This is a genomic window from Nitrospira sp. KM1, assembly GCF_011405515.1.
GTDB lineage: Bacteria > Nitrospirota > Nitrospiria > Nitrospirales > Nitrospiraceae > Nitrospira_C.
In genome coordinates this window covers 3,177,916-3,194,679 of the sequence record NZ_AP022671.1, presented here as the reverse complement: position 1 = coordinate 3,194,679, position 16,764 = coordinate 3,177,916, and the positions used below count along the sequence as shown (strand labels likewise).

At 56.1% G+C, this 16,764-nt stretch carries 13 protein-coding genes; 3 read left to right on the top strand and 10 right to left on the bottom strand.

What is annotated here, in order from left to right:
• Positions 1 to 11 precede the first annotated feature (11 nt).
• From shc to ispH, 3 genes are all read right to left on the bottom strand, one after another.
• A complete protein-coding gene (gene shc / locus W02_RS15025) occupies positions 12 to 2,186 on the bottom strand; it encodes a squalene--hopene cyclase (protein WP_173049104.1) in 2,175 nt (724 codons plus the stop codon).
• Between the two features lie 193 nt (positions 2,187 to 2,379).
• Positions 2,380 to 6,039, bottom strand: a complete 3,660-nt coding sequence (gene smc / locus W02_RS15020) for a chromosome segregation protein SMC (protein ID WP_173049102.1) — start codon at positions 6,037 to 6,039, stop codon at positions 2,380 to 2,382.
• A 162-nt stretch (positions 6,040 to 6,201) separates the two neighbouring features.
• Positions 6,202 to 7,158 carry a 4-hydroxy-3-methylbut-2-enyl diphosphate reductase gene (ispH, locus tag W02_RS15015; RefSeq protein WP_173049100.1) on the bottom strand — a complete coding sequence of 319 codons (957 nt, stop codon included), beginning with the start codon at positions 7,156 to 7,158 and terminating at the stop codon, positions 6,202 to 6,204.
• A 150-nt stretch (positions 7,159 to 7,308) separates the two neighbouring features.
• Here ispH and W02_RS15010 point away from each other — a divergent pair, with 150 nt between their 5' ends.
• Together W02_RS15010 and pnpS are read left to right on the top strand one after the other, a co-directional pair.
• Positions 7,309 to 8,019 carry a response regulator transcription factor gene (locus W02_RS15010; protein ID WP_173049098.1) on the top strand — a complete coding sequence of 237 codons (711 nt, stop codon included), beginning with the start codon at positions 7,309 to 7,311 and terminating at the stop codon, positions 8,017 to 8,019.
• Positions 8,016 to 9,830 (top strand): two-component system histidine kinase PnpS, encoded by a 1,815-nt coding sequence (pnpS, locus tag W02_RS15005; protein WP_173049096.1) that lies wholly within the window; start codon positions 8,016 to 8,018, stop codon positions 9,828 to 9,830. Before W02_RS15010 ends, pnpS begins: the two co-directional genes overlap by 4 nt.
• 24 nt (positions 9,831 to 9,854) lie before the next feature.
• Here pnpS and W02_RS15000 read toward each other — a convergent pair whose 3' ends face one another.
• The 3 genes from W02_RS15000 to W02_RS14990 all read right to left on the bottom strand — a co-directional run bounded on the left by W02_RS15000 (position 9,855) and on the right by W02_RS14990 (position 12,566).
• Positions 9,855 to 10,847, bottom strand: coding sequence for an inorganic phosphate transporter (locus tag W02_RS15000; protein ID WP_173049094.1), 993 nt, complete (start codon positions 10,845 to 10,847; stop codon positions 9,855 to 9,857).
• A 29-nt stretch (positions 10,848 to 10,876) separates the two neighbouring features.
• Positions 10,877 to 11,494 (bottom strand): DUF47 family protein, encoded by a 618-nt coding sequence (locus tag W02_RS14995; protein WP_173051503.1) that lies wholly within the window; start codon positions 11,492 to 11,494, stop codon positions 10,877 to 10,879.
• Positions 11,495 to 11,573: 79 nt separating this feature from the next.
• Positions 11,574 to 12,566 (bottom strand): 3-oxoacyl-ACP synthase III family protein, encoded by a 993-nt coding sequence (locus W02_RS14990; protein WP_173051502.1) that lies wholly within the window; start codon positions 12,564 to 12,566, stop codon positions 11,574 to 11,576.
• A gap of 133 nt (positions 12,567 to 12,699) precedes the next feature.
• Here W02_RS14990 and W02_RS14985 point away from each other — a divergent pair, with 133 nt between their 5' ends.
• A complete protein-coding gene (locus W02_RS14985) occupies positions 12,700 to 13,638 on the top strand; it encodes an outer membrane protein assembly factor BamD (protein WP_173049092.1) in 939 nt (312 codons plus the stop codon).
• Between the two features lie 217 nt (positions 13,639 to 13,855).
• Here the strand turns inward: W02_RS14985 and W02_RS14980 are convergent, their stop codons facing one another.
• The 4 genes from W02_RS14980 to ccsB all read right to left on the bottom strand — a co-directional run bounded on the left by W02_RS14980 (position 13,856) and on the right by ccsB (position 16,750).
• A complete protein-coding gene (locus tag W02_RS14980; RefSeq protein WP_173049090.1) occupies positions 13,856 to 14,602 on the bottom strand; it encodes a cytochrome c biogenesis CcdA family protein in 747 nt (248 codons plus the stop codon).
• A 6-nt stretch (positions 14,603 to 14,608) separates the two neighbouring features.
• A complete protein-coding gene (locus W02_RS14975) occupies positions 14,609 to 15,148 on the bottom strand; it encodes a peroxiredoxin (RefSeq protein WP_173049088.1) in 540 nt (179 codons plus the stop codon).
• The gene (locus W02_RS14970) at positions 15,145 to 15,762 is read right to left on the bottom strand and encodes a TlpA disulfide reductase family protein (RefSeq protein WP_197742029.1); all 618 of its coding nucleotides are present in this window, start codon (positions 15,760 to 15,762) and stop codon (positions 15,145 to 15,147) included. Before W02_RS14970 ends, W02_RS14975 begins: the two co-directional genes overlap by 4 nt.
• 73 nt (positions 15,763 to 15,835) lie before the next feature.
• Positions 15,836 to 16,750: a c-type cytochrome biogenesis protein CcsB gene (gene ccsB / locus W02_RS14965; protein WP_173049086.1), complete on the bottom strand. Its 915-nt coding sequence runs from the start codon at positions 16,748 to 16,750 to the stop codon at positions 15,836 to 15,838.
• Positions 16,751 to 16,764 lie beyond the last annotated feature (14 nt).

Genomic DNA, 16,764 nt, shown 5'->3' with positions numbered 1-16,764 from the left:
CGACTGAGCAATCAAGCATCGGCCCGTGGTCTGGAAGCCAATTTTGACTGACGAACCTCATCAGCCCGCATTTTCCCGCGCGCCCTGAGATTGCGGTACATCGCCAGCGCCCACAAAGGAAAATACTGGCAGTACCAATGATAGCGCAGATAGAACACGCGCGGGAAACCCGTGCCCGTGTGGCGAATCTCCTCCCAGGAGCCGTCTTTCATCTGTTGTCGGAGCAGATACTGAATACCCCGTGCCACACTGAACGAATCAGTGACGCCCGCTGACATGAGCCCCATCACGGCCCAGGCGGTCTGAGAAGGCGTGCTGTCTCCTTTTCCGCTCCATTCACACTCGCCATACGATTGACAACATTCTCCCCAACCCCCGTCGGGATTTTGCTTGGATTCAAGCCACTCAACAGCCCGCCGGATATACGGTTGGGACAAGTCCTCTCCGATCGCTCTGAGACCGGCTAGTACGGACCAGGTTCCGTAAATATAGTTCACCCCCCAGCGGCCGTACCAACTGCCGTCCAATTCCTGCTCGCGTTTCAAGAATTTAAGGGCGGATGCCACTGCCGGATGCGATCGATCGTATCCGATCGCGGCCAACATTTCGAGGCATCGGCCGGTCAAGTCCGAAGTGCTTGGGTCGAGCAACGCATGGTGATCCGCAAACGGGATGTAATTGAATACGATGCGGTTATTGTCTTTGTCGTATGCCCCCCAGCCTCCATCGGAACCCTGCATGGCCACTACCCAGCGCTGTCCTCGTTCAATCGAATCCTGTAGGGCCTCGGCCTGAGGCAGACGAATTTTCGCCAACGCCATGAGGACAACCGCGGAATCGTCGACGTCGGGATACAGTTCATTCTCGTGCTGAAAATACCAGCCTCCCGGCTCCGCCTGCGGAGAAGAGAATCTCCAGTCTCCCAGTGTCTTGGTCTGCCGTGACATCAAATACATGCCGGCGCGCTGAAGAGCCGGGTGATCCGGTGCCATTCCAGCCTCGATGAGGGCATTGATCAACAGCGACGTATCCCAAATTGGAGAATGGCAGGGCTGCAGGTGCAGCGCGTCGACGCGCTGGTCTCCGATTGCCACGGAATCGTAAATTTCCAGGTCTTCGATTTCACGCAGCGCTTTTTGAACCAGCGGGTCGTCCACTTGATAGCCCAAGCACCGCAAGGCCACGATGGAATTCGCCATCGCCGGGTAAATGGCCCCGAGCCCGCCCGTCCCTTTCATGTGCTCCAACATCCACGTCGCGGCGCGGTGCAATGACTTTTCCCGCACCCAGTTCAACGGCATGCGATCGTACAATTTAAGCACCGCATCGAGAACCACAAACACGTTGTGCGGCGTAAACCATCCCTGGTCTTTGTTAAACGGCGGAAATTGCCGGTATCGGAGGCCTGCGCGGGGAGACAGATACAACTCGTCAATCCCCTGCTCTTTCGGAACATGACAGACCGGCTGATTTGCGAACACGATGAGCAACGGGATCAACACCGCCCGCGACCAATAGGAAATCGCATAAATACTAAAGTAGAATCGCTTGGGAAGAAGCATGATCTCGGGAGGCATACTGGGAATGCCCTGCCAGTCGTATTGATCGAACAGGGCCAGAGCGATTTTTGTGAACACATTCGCCTGCACGACCCCGCCCATTTCGAGAATCCGGTCGCGGCCGCGGATCATGAACGGTTCCTCCGCTGAAACTCCGCTCAATTTGAGAGCAAAGTACGCCTTGACCGACGCGCTGATTTCCGACGGACCTCCGTAAAAAATTGGCCAGCCTCCGTCCGGCTGTTGCGTCGCGCGGAGGTATCGCACGGCTTTTCGCTCGCGCTCGGGATCCACGCGGTCGAGGAAACGGCGCAGCATGAGATATTCGGACGTCAATGTCGTGTCGGCTTCCAGCTCGGCAACCCAATAGCCGTCCGATTGATGCTGCCTGGACAGAAACCAGGCTTGGCTCCGCCGCACCGCATCATCGATTGCATCCAGTTGGCTCCCGACCGGTGACGCCGTACGCCGGCCCGGCACATCTGGGGAGACCACGGGGGAGGACTTGTCGGAAACCAGCCGAAGAGATGGGAGCAGAGACGGGTCGGTGGCAAGCCTGATCTTGTCGGGCACGGTGACAAACAGACTATCGGAGAGACGATCGAGTAACGTCCGAATAATGTTCATCGTGATTTGACTGCAAGAATAGACGCGAGAGGAATCGGCCCTACCGATTTTACCTCATCGGCGCATGCCGGGCTTTCGATACGCGGATCGACCACGACTAGTGTCTCGGGATATAACAGACACCACAAGCGAAGTCAAGCAAGAGGAGAGCGGAAGTGCCCTGAACTACAAGAGTTTTTCGACTATTATCATTCTACGCTGGTTGAAAATCGCTGAGGCGGACCGAGACGAGCTTCGAGATTCCCGGCTCCTCCATGGTTACCCCAAACAAGGAATCTGCGATCCCCATCGTGCGCTTATTATGCGTGATGACCATAAATTGCGCATCGCTGGACAGCTCACGGAGCACGGCCGTGAACCGTCCGATGTTTTCCTCATCGAGCGGCGCATCGATCTCGTCAAGAATGCAGAACGGCGTCGGACGGATAAGGAAACTGGCAAACAATAGCGCCATGGCCGTCAATGTTTTTTCACCTCCGGAGAGCATCGTAATGTTCTTCAGGCGTTTTCCAGGAGGTTGTGCGACGATCTCGACTCCCGGATCCTCCGAGCCTGTTCCCTCGCCGGATTCATCAACCGCCGCATCCACCAACTGGAGTTCGGCGCGGCCGCCAGGAAAGAACTTCGCGAAAACCTGGCTAAATTTCTCCTGCAGTTCGGCAAAGGTGGAGGCGAACATGTCCTTGGTCGTTCTATTGATGCGTTGAATGATTTCTTTCAGCGAGGCGATCGAATTCGAGAGATCCTGCTCCTGCGTTGTCAGGAATCGATGCCGCTCTTCCAATTCTTGATGCTCGCTAATGGCCGCAAGATTGATCGGTCCCATGCGGTCGAGCCGCTCTCGGATTTTCTGCAGTTGCTGCCTGGGATCATCTACGGGCTGGTCGGGTTGATTCTGTCCGTCCGGCAATGCGTCCGTTTGAAATTGGTCCGATAGCATCCCAAGATCGACTTCATAGGTACCGGTCAACGTGGATTCCACGACGCCGAGTTGCGTACGCACTTCGGCTCGCTTAACCTCAACGGTCATCCGTTGCTCTCGGAGGGACGATACCGTATTCCGCACAGTGTCCAGGTCAACTTCAATCCCTTGTGCGCGGGTCAGGTCTTCCGTTTGACAATCCTGCGCCCCTACCAACAACCCCTTCGCGGCGTCGACCGCGGCGCCCAGATCCCGACAGAGATCTTCCTGCTTCCGGCGTTCTGCTTCGCTCTGCTCAATGGACCCACTCAAGGACTCCAGCTGTTGGGTGAGTTCCTCGCTGCGCCTGACGGCCTCTTCATGTTCCTGTCTGACGCGCTCCAAGTCCCGGCGATGATGCTCGCAGGTCGTGCGGACACCCTGGGCGGATAACTGTGCTGCCGTCAGCCGTTGTTGCACCTCTTGCACCCGGTGATCGATTTCAGTCGCTCGTGCGCGAACTTGCCCCAGCGACTGCTCTTGTCCCATTTTTTCTCTCATCCACTGGGCCAACTGTCCCTCGTTCAGCCGGACTTCCTGCTCGAGTCTCTGAACCTCCTCCGAGTCGCGCTTTGAATCCCCCTCCAGCACCTCGATGCGTTGTGATAAATTTCCGAGAAACTGGTGCAACCCCGTTTCATCTTTCTGAAGCGAGAGCGCCTTCAGTTCGGCCTCACGCAGGAAGTCCGCCACCACTCGTGATTCTTCACGAAGCGATTGCAGTGCTACGCCCATCTGCTCGCGACGGCAACGCCCCTCTTCCAAGGCCTCCCCAAGGCGCGTCCGCCTGGCATCGAGATCCATGACTTCACGACGCCGCTCAAGAAGACCGGCTCCCGAGGCTCCGGCCTGGCCAGCGCTTACGACCCCGGCAGCATCGAGAACCTCACCGGAACGTGTCACGAACGTCGGCCCCTCGGGAGCGGTCCAGGTTCCGGCACGCCACAGAGTCATGGCCACATCCAGTGTGTCGACGATGACCACGCCGCTGAACAGATAGGCGCGGACAGCGTTGCGCGCGTCGTCACCACGGATGAGATCAAGAGCCTGTCCGACGACGCCCGGACATTCTCGAAGCAATTCCCACCACGGCTCGACGGACTGCCGTTCTGTCCACCGGAGAGACTGGGGAAGAAACGCTCCACGCCCTAGTTCATGTTGCGTGAGAAAACCCACCGCTCGTGTTGCCGCCTCAGGGTTATCGACGAACCAGCCTCGGACCCGTTCGCCCAATATAGCTTCTACCGCGCGCTCGAGACCTGAGGGAACCTCAAGCCACTCGGCAATTGCCTCCTGGACGCCATCACAACCCTTTAGAGCCGTGGATTCTTCGGCTCCCGTCCGGGCATATCCCATCGCTTCGCGCAGAACATCCTGTAGCGCACGCAAATGTGAGTCCGCGGCGGCGAGTTCCTCGGCCTGCTGCAGATTTGTGCGATCCAGTTCCGTCACGGCACGTTCCGTCTGTTCCATAGACTGCGCAAGTTCTTGCTGTCGATGGCGCAGTTCGACGACAGAGGTCTCGGCCTCTCGCCGATCAAGACCCACCTGATGCTGTCTGTCCGCCGTCGCGAGATGCTGCGCGCGGAACTCCTCCCGCTCCTGGGCCATTCGGGTCTCTCGTGCCGATAAGTCGCCGACCCGTGTCGTCAATTGGGACAGGTTCTGCTCCGTGTTTGCCACAAGGACGGCAAGATTCAATACGTCCACACGTCCGCGCTCCTCTTCCTGTACAACGCTTGCCCGCCGGTGCAAGAGGGCTTTCACCTCACAGTCAAGCACCTCGAGTTCCTGTTCGCGCTCGACGAGTTGCGATTCCAGCGTTTCCAGCGTTTCGCGCAGCACCGCATCGTCCGCCTTGACCCGTTCCTGCTCTTGCCGCATACGTTCGGATTCGCGCTCTCCCTGAACTCGCTGCTGGCGAAACAATTCACCCCGATGCCGTTCGACCTCCGCGGCGGTCAACGCCTGCGATTGCTGCTGTTCAACGCGTTCGAGTTCTTGACGGCGCTGTTGAATGACCTCGCCCGCCTGGGCAATCGACAGCTTGGTCCGTTCGAGTTCAGCGGTGAGTCTCCCCTGCTGTGCTGCTTGCTCCGATTCCTGTTCCGTCAGGCCTGAAAGCGCCTTCTCAATGTCGGTGATGCCCCTGCTTAGCGTTCGATATTCATCGGTAAGCAACCGAATTTCCAGCGTCCGGGCTTCCTGTTGAAGCAGTTGATAGGAGCGCGCCTGACGCGCCTGGCGTTCGAGCGAATTCAACTGCTTTTTGACCTCGGCGATGATGTCTCTCACCCGCAGGAGATTCTGATGTGTGGAGTCTAGCTTGCGTAGCGCCTCGGCTTTTTGTTTTTTGTATCGAACGATCCCTGCGGTCTCCTCGATCAGCTCACGACGGTCTTGCGGAGAGGCATTGAGAATCTGATCGATCTGTCCCTGGGCAATAACCGTGTGTCCCTTCGTTCCCGCTCTGGTATCCAGCAGCACGCTGCGGATGTCTTTCAAACGACACGCCGCCTTGTTGAGCAGATATTCGCTGTCTCCGTTACGGTAGAGGCGGCGTGTGATCATCAGATCCTGATATTCCGCGAGTTGGCTTGTGAGACCGGAGAGCGGATCGACTTTGATATGATCGAGCCCGCTGATGATCAGTGAGACCTCCGCCATACCCAAGGGTTTGCGCAACTCGGTCCCGTTGAAAATCACGTCTTCCATTTTTTCACTGCGCAACGTTTTTGTGCTCTGTTCCCCCAGCACCCATAGAATGGCATCGACTACGTTGCTTTTACCGCTTCCATTGGGGCCGACGATCGCCGTCACACCCTCCGGAAATTCGATTCGCGCTTCCGCGAACGACTTGAACCCCAACATCTCAAGCGACTTGAGATACATGCACGGCTCCTTCTGTGATAGAAGTTTTTGCTGGTCGGTGTGGGGACTGCACGGGCAAGTTTTGTAGCACAGCCCGGCCGGGGAATCAAAGAAAAATACAGCCTGTAGTGGAGGCGCTAGCCAAGTCCTACAATATTTGGTCGAAACAGGGACAGGCGGGACTCATGCGGTGACGGACTTGCCTGCAGATTCGATCGCAATCAACTCTTTCGGAAGTAGGAACTCTACATCCTCCTCGATCACATTCAAATGCTCCACCTCTGCCGAAGACCCATAGGTCTTCAAATACGCCACGACTTCCTCAACCAAGACTTCTGGAGCGGACGCCCCGGCAGTAATACCCACGGCATTGACGTTCTTCAGCCAGCCCGGATTGATGTCGGCTGCGGAATCGATCAAATAAGAATTGATCCCACAGTGCTCGCCCAACTCCCGCAACCGATTGGAATTTGAGCTATTTGGCGATCCAATGACCAGGATTACATCGACAAGCCTGGACAGTTCCTTGACGGCATTCTGACGATTCTGCGTGGCATAGCAGATATCTTCCTGATGCGGTCCTTTGATATTGGGAAATCGCTTATGAAGAGCCCCGACGATGTCACGACACTCATCGACGCTCAACGTCGTCTGCGTGACATATGATAAGGAATGAGCATTTTCCACCTGCAACTTTTCAACATCCTCCACCGAGGAAACCAGGTGAAACTTGTCGGGGATCTGTCCGAGCGTTCCGATCACTTCGGGATGTCCGGCATGACCGATGAGAATCAAGTCATACCCCTGCGTATAGTCGCGATTGACTTCATTGTGGACCTTGATGACGAGCGGGCACGTCGCGTCGATGACATGCAGCCGGCGACGATTCGCTTCATCCCAGACCGACTTTGCCACACCATGAGCACTGAAGATCACGACGGAGCCTTCAGGCACTTCACCGAGTTCCTCCACGAACACGGCTCCTTTCTGACGCAATGAATTCACGACATGACGGCTGTGGACGATCTCGTGGCGCACGTAGATCGGAGCTCCGTACTTCTTCAACGAGAGATCGACGATATCGATGGCCCGGTCCACACCGGCGCAGAATCCGCGCGGATTGGCGAGATAAATTTTCATGGAATCAGGCCCCTTTCTGACTGGACAACCCGTGCATCACCTTACGTGACATTGACGGTCTCCGTCAACAGATTACACCTCCCAAGGAGGATCCTGAGTCACAGCGTGCCTTGACACGCTTCACATACCTCCGTACGCTGACTCGTCGCCATGACACAGAACGGCATCAAAAAAATCCTCGTCGTCGAGGACGAGCGGGACATTCTTCAACTGGTCAAATTATACCTGGAGAAGGAGGGATACCGGGTCGTCGCGGCCGCCAATGGAACCGAAGGTCTGAAGCTGGCCAAATCCGAAAAGCCGGATTTGCTCGTGCTCGACCTGATGCTGCCGGAAATCGACGGGCTTGAGGTCTGTAAACGTCTGCGCGCCTCCGCGGAAACCGCTCTGCTGCCGATCATCATGCTGACGGCCAAAGCGGAAGAGTCCGACACCGTCATTGGTCTCGAGCTCGGAGCCGATGATTACGTCACGAAACCGTTCAGCCCGAAAGCACTCGTGGCACGGGTCAAGGCCATGTTCCGCAGACTCGACCGAAGTCACACGGACAGTCCCACTGTCTACCGCTACGGCCCAGTGGTCATGGATCTCTCACGCCACGAAGTCACCGTCCAAGGCACAGAGGTGCCGCTCACGGCCAAGGAATTCGGTCTTCTGGAACACCTGCTGCGTAATCCCGGACGCGTGCTGACCAGGGAAGTCCTGTTGAATACCATTTGGGGGTACGACTACTTCGGCACGACGAGAACCGTCGATGTGCATGTCCGTCGCCTCAAACAAAAGATCTCGCTCCTCGATGAGGCGATTCTATCCGTCAAATCCCTTGGTTATAAATTGAAGGAGCGACCTGGCACGACATGACGATCTCGATCCGCTGGAAGGTCGCGCTCGCCACACTGCTTGCCCTTATTTGTGGATTCGTCATCGCGGGAATTCTCGCCGCGCGCTCACTGGAGCAGCAGGAACTCACTCGATCCCATCTGACATTGGAAGTCCGGACCAGCCTGATCGCGTATCAACTACGAGGTCTGTTTCCCGATCTCCAGGCACCGGCTGTCCGATTTCAACTCCAATCCGTCCTGCGGGAACTCGGCACACGGTCCCTGGCCAGAGTCACACTCATCGCGAGTGACGGGACGGTCGTGGCCGATAGTGCGGTCCAAGACCGGGACCTTGCCGCCGTTGAAAATCACCGTACGAGACCGGAAATCGAGCAGGCCGTGGCAACGGGGACTGGCACGGACCTGCGCGCCAGCAAAACGACGGGAGATCGGACGCTCTACCGCGCCACACGTCTGCACAACGCCAATCCGTCTGTTCAACCGCTCTATCTGAGGCTGGGACTTCCGATGACGACGCTTGACCAAGAACAGGCGACGCTCAAACGCAACCTCGCTCTTGCGTTCGGCAGCGCGTTCTTGCTCGTTGTCGGTCTCAGCGTCTGGCTGGCGGGAAGCCTCACCAGGCCGTTGCTGGACATGGCATCGGCGGCAAAGAGACTGGCGGGCGGAGATCATACGGTCAAGATTCGTGTGTCGTCGCGCGATGAAGTCGGCCTCTTGGCCGATACACTGAACCAAATGGCCGACCAGTTAAACACGAGCATCGCGGAAATTTCCGACGACCGTGCTCAATTGCTCGCCATGTTGACGTCCATGGTGGAAGGCGTGATGGTTTTGGACAGCGCGGGACGTATCCTCCAGGTCAATCCGGCATTGGAACGCATGTTCGGCATCTCGAAGTCACAGGCGCGAGGGCATCATTACTCCAGGGCCTTCAGACATCCTCAGCTTGATGCGATTGTCTCAAGGGTCCTTGATGGATCGACGACGGAACAAGAGGAAATTCTCCTGGACTCGGGGCGCTGCGTGCATATCGAGGCCTCGGCAGCAGGCGCGCAAGGAGAATACGACGTCTGCGCCATCTTCATTTTCCATGACGTCACGGAACTTCGCCGGCTCGAAAGCATTCGAAAGGATTTTGTGGCGAACGTGTCTCACGAATTACGGACGCCGCTCACCTCGATCAAGGGTTATGTCGAGGCCCTGCTGGACGGCGCGCAGGATGATCCGCAAAGCAGGACTAATTTTCTTCACATCATCCTTAAACAAAGCGATCGGCTCAACCTGATCCTGGAAGACCTCCTTCAACTGTCGAAGATTGAATCTGGGCAGGTGCACTTCAAGCGTGAGCCGCTGCAGATTGATTCGCTTATCGAACGCACCTTCTCCATGATCAAACCTCTGGCGGATAAGAAACAGCACCAATTGCAAGCCGTCGGCATGGTGGGCCTTCCGCTCTTTAGCGGGGACCAAGAGCGACTGCTCCAAGTCCTCGCGAATCTGGTCGACAATGCGATCAAATACACTCCGGAGGGCGGGACCATCACCGTCGCGGCCCGCCCGATCCACAATGTCGGCCTGCCCGGCCATCCGCAAGACATGATCGAGATTAGCGTGGCTGATACAGGAATCGGCATTCCCGAGCAGGACCGGCCACGCATCTTTGAACGGTTCTATCGGGTCGACAAAGCCCGGTCACGTGAACTGGGAGGCACCGGCCTGGGCCTGGCGATCGTCAAGCATATCGTGGAGGGACACGGCGGGCAGGTCTGGGCAGAAGCGAATAGTCCCACCGGGAGCCGGTTCGTCGTGAGGCTCCCCATCCTGTAGGCTGTATCTGACTCTCAGGGCCGGCTATGAGAATTTGGCGCCGAGCACGTAGATGATCGAGGCGAGAATGGCTGCGCCGGGAAGAGTAAAGATCCAGGCATAGAGAATCCGCCTTGTCACACCCCATCGAACGGCCGAGAGGCGCTTGATGGCCCCGACTCCCATCACTGAAGAAGTAATGGTGTGGGTTGTACTGACCGGCAGCCCGATATGGGCGGTGACCATCAACACGGCAGCAGCCCCGGTTTCAGCGGCAAATCCATGGACAGGCTCTAATTTGACGATTCCCATACCCAGCGTACGGACGATCTGCCATCCGCCAACTGCCGTACCCAGTCCCATGGCTATGGCACAGGAGCCGATGACCCAGGTGGGCACCTCGGCCGTCTGAATCTCACCGGCAGACAGCAGCGCGAGGGTAATAATCCCCATCGCTTTTTGCGCATCGTTCGCTCCGTGGCTGAAGGCCATGAAACAGGCGGACAACAATTGCAGGCGTTTGAAGAGTTTTGTCGCCACGCTGCGGGCCACGCGAAAAAACAACCAGCTGATGATCACCATGAACGACAGTCCTATGGCAAATCCGAAGAACGGTGACAGTACCATTGCCTCCAGAACGGACCGAAGGCCGGAAAATTTCACCGTACTCCATCCGCCGTGCGTCACTCCCGCTCCAACTAAGCCGCCGATCAACGCGTGGGAAGAGCTCGTCGGAAGACCCAGGAGCAGGGTAAACAGGTTCCATAAGATGGCGCCCGCCAAGGCAGCCGCAACCATCTGCTGAGTCACGGATGCCGGATCCACGATGCCCGACCCGACCATTTTGGCAACCGCCGTCGACATGAACGCTCCCGCGATGTTCAGTATTCCCGCGCCCATCACGGCCACAAACGGGGGGACGACTCTCGTGGACACGACCGTCGCGATCGCGTTGGCGCTGTCGTGCCATCCGTTCGAAAAATCGAACAGCAGTGCGAGAAAAATGACAAGGAGAAGCATTCCGCCGAGATCAGGCATGGTGTCGGATGTAGAGGTTCGGCCTCTGCTCAGTGATGTTTAATGGAGATTCGTTCCAGGATGTTGGCGACGTCTTCGCAGCGGTCGGTTCCGGCTTCGAACCCTTCGTAAATCTCTTTCCACTTGATGACCGCGATAGGGTCCGTTTCCTTCTCAAAGAGTTCGGATATGGCATCACGGGATACGCGGTCGGCCTCGTTCTCGAGGCTGTTCACCTGAACGCTGCATTCCTGAATTTGCGGATGCGGCAGCCCAAGCCGGTCGACCCCACGCCCGACTGCGACTGAAGCCTGATACAAGATCTCCGCAAGCCTGACGGCCATCGGTGTCGGCTGTGTCACCTTGTACAGGACGAAACGGTCAGCCACGGCCTCCGCCACGTCCAGAATGTCGTCCAACGCGCTGGCGAGATCGTGAATATCTTCGCGATCGATCGGAGTGATAAAGGTCTGATTCAACCGAAGTGCGATGTCATGTGTGATGCCGTCCCCGATATGTTCGACATCCTTGATCCGTTTGGCCTGATCAATGGGGGACCGTAAATCTTTCATCATCCCGGCAAGCAGACGACTTCCCTCGATCATGTTATGAGCCGCCTTCTTGAACAATTCGAAGAAGGCTTCTTCTCTCGGTATCAATCCGAACATCATGACAGGGCTCCTCCGATGGAAAACCTTCCTGTTGTTTGCGTTCCTCGCACCGCCTGTCTCGTGTTCGGGCTCATCGTTACCATTTGACCAATCCTGCAGCCCATGTAATTCCTCCTCCGAAACTCCCCAGTAGCACCACGTCGCCCTCGTGAACGTTGCCGTTCCGAACTGCATGGTCCAATGCTATTGGCAAAGAAGCCGACGAAGTGTTGCCATACCGCTCGATGACAGAGCAGACTTTGGATGCAGACACGCCCAATCTCTCCGTGAGGCAAGAGAGGATCCTACCGTTGGCTTGATGCAGGAGGATTTGCGCGATGTCATCCAATCCCACTCCGAATTCCTTTAAAATATCTCGAATGGCCTGTTCCAGCTTTCTGACTGCCAGACGAAAAAGCGGCCCCCCCTCCATCCGTATCTTATGTTCATTCGCCTGGATGGCGGCCACCGTAGCCCGATTTCTCGATCCTCCCGCCGCGATATGAATCAGATTGTGCCTCCCCCCATCGGCGTACAATCTGATTCCCAGCACCCCCTGAGTCTGCTGATCGGGTCCTGACTCCGCGCGTACAACCACGGCTCCCGCCCCATCCCCAAATAGAAATGCGGTGTCGGCGTCCGCGGGATCAACCGAACTAGATTTCACCTCAGCGGACACTACAAGACATTGTTTTATCTGACCACTTCGGATCATGGCATCAGCCATCGACAGTCCGTACAGAAATCCGGAGCAGGAAGCGGCCAGGTCGAACGCCGCTACCCCACGGCAACCGAGCCGATGCTGGACATGACAGGCGGTAGACGGAAACGCGCTGTCCGGCGAAGTGGTCGATACTAAGATGGCCTCAATTGACGAGGCGAGGGCCCCTCCGGACGTCAATGCTTCCCGGCATGCTTCAACAGCAAGGTCAGAGGAAGCCTGCGATTCCGTCGCCCGACGACGTTCGGAAATACCAGTTAATCGAAGGACCTTCGCAGGGTTGGTTCCCAAACCGGCGCCTAATTCACCGTTTGGGACCACACGGTCTGGCAAGTACGAACCTGTGCCAATTATTCGAGTCCGGATCATGCTCAAGCTGGATTCTCGGTCGATCCACGTTTGCTTTCTGCGCGGGATTATAGGTCCCGATGGTATGGGGGTCAACTCATCGTAGTTCGTTGCAATTTGGAGACTCTCCTGCTACAAACTAGGGCATCACTTTATGCTATCGATGATACGTTCGGTCATACGTACTCAGTGGCCGGGCATTCCGTTACAGTTCATGCTCCTGATCGGAGCCTTCTCCTTCGCCGTCGGGTGTTCAAGCACGCCCAAAAATGCCGACCCTACTGCCAAGAAAAACGTGAGTGGAACGGACGAGTCCATCTTCCTGGGCGATACTATCGAAAAAAACTACGATCCGAACGTCATCATGAAGCGCGGCGAGGCCTTCTTCGAAAAGGAGGAATACGCCGAAGCGATCGTGGAATACAATCACTTCCTCGATCTCCATCGCACGCATGTGCTCGCACCCTATGCGGCGTTTCGGGTCGGTGAAAGCCAGATGAAACGGGCCAAAGGCATCGAACGCGATCCGGAACCTATTCAGAAGGCCATCGAATCGTTCGAGCGATTACGTCGCGAATATCCCGGAAGCAGATACGACGGTCCATCGAGTGAAAAATTGCAGGAATGCCATGATCTCCTGGCTCAGATGCATTTATTTGTCGGACAGTTCTATTATCGAAGAGGGTCATACCTGGCAGCTGCCCACCGGTTTGACCAGATCATGAAGGTCTATCCAGATAAGTCCGTCGCTCCCGATGCCCTATATTTTTTGGCGTTGAGTTACCACGACCTGGGCGCGGATGACTGGGCGAGTGAAAAACTCACGCTGCTGGCGGAAAAGTATCCGAATAGTACACACTCCAAAGAGGGGGCGAAACTGCTGGCCAAAATAAACGGTGGTAAACCGACTGCTGTCGCGGCCAAGAAACAAGATGAGCCCGCATCCGTTGAAGCCTCCCCTTCTTCATCCGGTGATCAATCGAGCCTTGCCGCTGGAGTTGTTCCCGAGACCACTGGTAGTTCCCTTCGCATTCCCTCGGCCAATGGGCTGGCCCCCTCATTTGTAACTTGCCGAATCGGCGCCTGGTGCTGATCCGCAGACCCTGAGCCAGTCGTTTTCCTTCGACTTTCCTCTCAAGAGGAAACCCGTACTACTAAGCGTGTATGCACTCGGGGTCACTCTTATGGGGTGTGAGCCTCTCACCGTATCTGGCGGTTCCTGGCAATCACCGGATGAGTTCGAAATTTTGCCAGTACGGATGACGCTCGCGCTGGCATGAGAACGATGCTGCAAGCTTTTTCAGCGGTTCTCATTGGCCGAGATACCATCCGATTCCATAGCGTTCCAGGAAGCTCGTGATCATCGTCAGTGAATTCGCATAAATCATCACGCCCACGACCACTAGCATGACCCCGCTCACCGTGGAGACTCCCCAAAGGTATGCACGCGCCTGTTTGAAATAGGCTAGAAACCGGTCGACTCCGAGAGCCGTGAGAAACAGGGGAAGACCTAGCCCGAGGGAATAGCTCGTAAGGAGGAGGATGCCGTTTAGCAATGAGTCCGTAGTACTCGCGTATAACAAAATGGTTCCGAGCACAGGACCGACGCATGGTGTCCAACCGGCAGCGAACGCCACGCCGATGAGAAATGAGCCGAGATAGCCGACCGGCCGGTTACGGAATTGAAACCGGTGCTCCATTTGCAGGAAATTAATGTTCAAAATCCCCAGTAAATACAACCCGAACACGATAATCAGCACGCCGCCGACTCTCCTAATATGGTCCTGATAGGTGATCAGCATCTGCCCGATAAAACTGGCGGACGCCCCAAAGGCGACGAATACGGCAGAAAACCCCGCGATGAAGAGGAGCGAGTTGACCACGATTGTGGTCTTGAATCTCGAACGGGCGGTCGCATCGGTCAATTGCTCGATCGACAATCCTGTAATGTAGGAAATGTATGATGGGACGAGCGGCAGGACGCATGGGGAGACAAATGAGAGCAGCCCTGCTGAAAATGCGGCAAGCAGCGAGATTTGTGAGATTGATTGTGTCACAGCCTACTACGACTTCATCAACAAGCGGATCAATTGCTGGGCTTCAGGGGCGCTCCAGTCCCGTGCGCCAAAAATCTGGTGCCGCACGATACCTTGTCGGTCGACCATGAATGTCATTGGGAGGGTACGGGCTCCATATGTCAGCCCAACACGAAAGTCCGCATCGTGGAGGATGGGAAACGTCAGATGATTTTCCTGCTGAAATGGGCGGGTGACCGTGACCCCCTGCGCATCCGTCGATACGGCCAGGATTTCAAAATCCTTCCGCCCGAACGTTCTATACAGTTCTTCCATCGCCGGCATTTCAACTCGGCAGGGCCCGCACCAAGTTGCCCAAAAGTTGAGCAGCACGACTTTGCCGCGAAGGTCCGATAACGCGACCAGCCGCCCTTCCATATCCCGTAATTGAAAATTAGGAGCTTCGTCCCCTGTCTTGACGATTCCCCGCTTGGCCACGGGACTGGGAATGACCACGCCAGCCGTGAGGACCGTTGTCCATAATGTGATGACGGCGACACCCGCTCCTATGGACAAAGCGGACTTCATCCTCTCTTCCTTTCTAAGACAATCGAGGATTCGGCGGCAGTTTTTGGGGTCACATTCAATAGTTTCGTCAGGATTTGAAGACTATCGATTCTCGTCCAATCACGGGGTCCGATCACGATCTCACGAATGATCCCCTCCTGATCGATAATGAATGTCTCGGGAACGCCCATGCGCTTGTACGGTTTGTCCGTCTTTCCCCAAGAATCGATGAGGACGGGAAACGTCAGGTTCATGCCCTTGACGAATGGAGGAATATCCTTGGTCGTCGTGACACGATCGATGCTGACAGCCAGGATCACCAACCCATCCTTCTCGAAGTTCTTGTTGAGCACTTCCATCGAAGGCATTTCTTCGCGGCACGGTTTGCACCAGGTAGCCCAAAAATTGAGAAATACGACTTTCCCACGAAAATCGGACAGCCGATACGGCTTGTCACTGAGATCAGACAAAGCAAAATCCGGAGCCATTTTTCCTATGACCAAGGGTTCGTACTTCGCACTTTGCATCCAAACGATGCCAAACACGAGGCCGAAAATGACGGCTCCGATGACGAAGATCAGCGGGCGGGAACGGCCGGTCGAATCTGATAACGAAGTTGTCGGCTGGTCTGACACGGGTGTCCTCTTCTGTGAGCCTTCCGCAGGCTCGAAACCGGTCTATCCGGTTGGGTGCCGGTTCTCCGCCTCATCAAGCGTAGGCGTGAAGTCCCGACAATAAAAAATTCACTCCCCAGAAGCAAAAAATGACCATGAGAAATCCGAAGACGGCATAAATCGCCGCCCGTCGCCCCTCCCATCCCCTGGTCATCCGGGCATGGATATACGCGCCATAGATGAGCCATACGATAAGCGACCACGTTTCCTTGGGATCCCAACTCCAATACCCCCCCCATGCATAATTAGCCCACATGGCTCCGAGAATGATGCCGAATGCCAGAAGAGGAAACCCGATCATGATGGCCTTGTATCCGAGTTCATCAATCGTCTCAAGGTCTGGAAATGCAGCATAAAAACGCGATTTGCTCCCGTGTTGTTCTGCCCGTTCCTTAAATAGGTACATCAGGCCGAGTCCGCCCGCCATCGCGAATGCAGCATAACTGGTCAACGTCACGGATACGTGAATATAAATCCAATAGCTATTGAGGGCTGGAACCAATGGCTCGGCGGTTTGATATCGATAGGGCAATAAAGAGGCGGCCCCCATGGCGATAAATCCTATTCCCACGACGAACGCGCCTATCGCCTTGATCTTGTAACGCAACTCAAGCAGTACATACCCAAGAATGATCGCCCAGGACACATACGCCATTGCTTCGAACTGATTCGACCAGGGCGCAAACGTCCCTGAATGTTGGAGTCGTTCAAACGCGCGCGTGAAGAGCGCGGCCGTATTCACCATCCAGCCGAATATGGTCACAAGCGTGGCTACCTGTCCGAGTTGTGTGGCCCATGCCCCGTCACGCTCGTCAAAATTCTCAATAGGATGTCCTGCCGGTGCGAATGCCATTGCAGGACGGCGCGCGAACAGATAGGCGATGTAGAGGGTCAACGAAGCCAGATAGAGCCAAAAAGTCATGTCGAATAAGAACAACGAGCGGGCCATAAATCCTCCGTTGA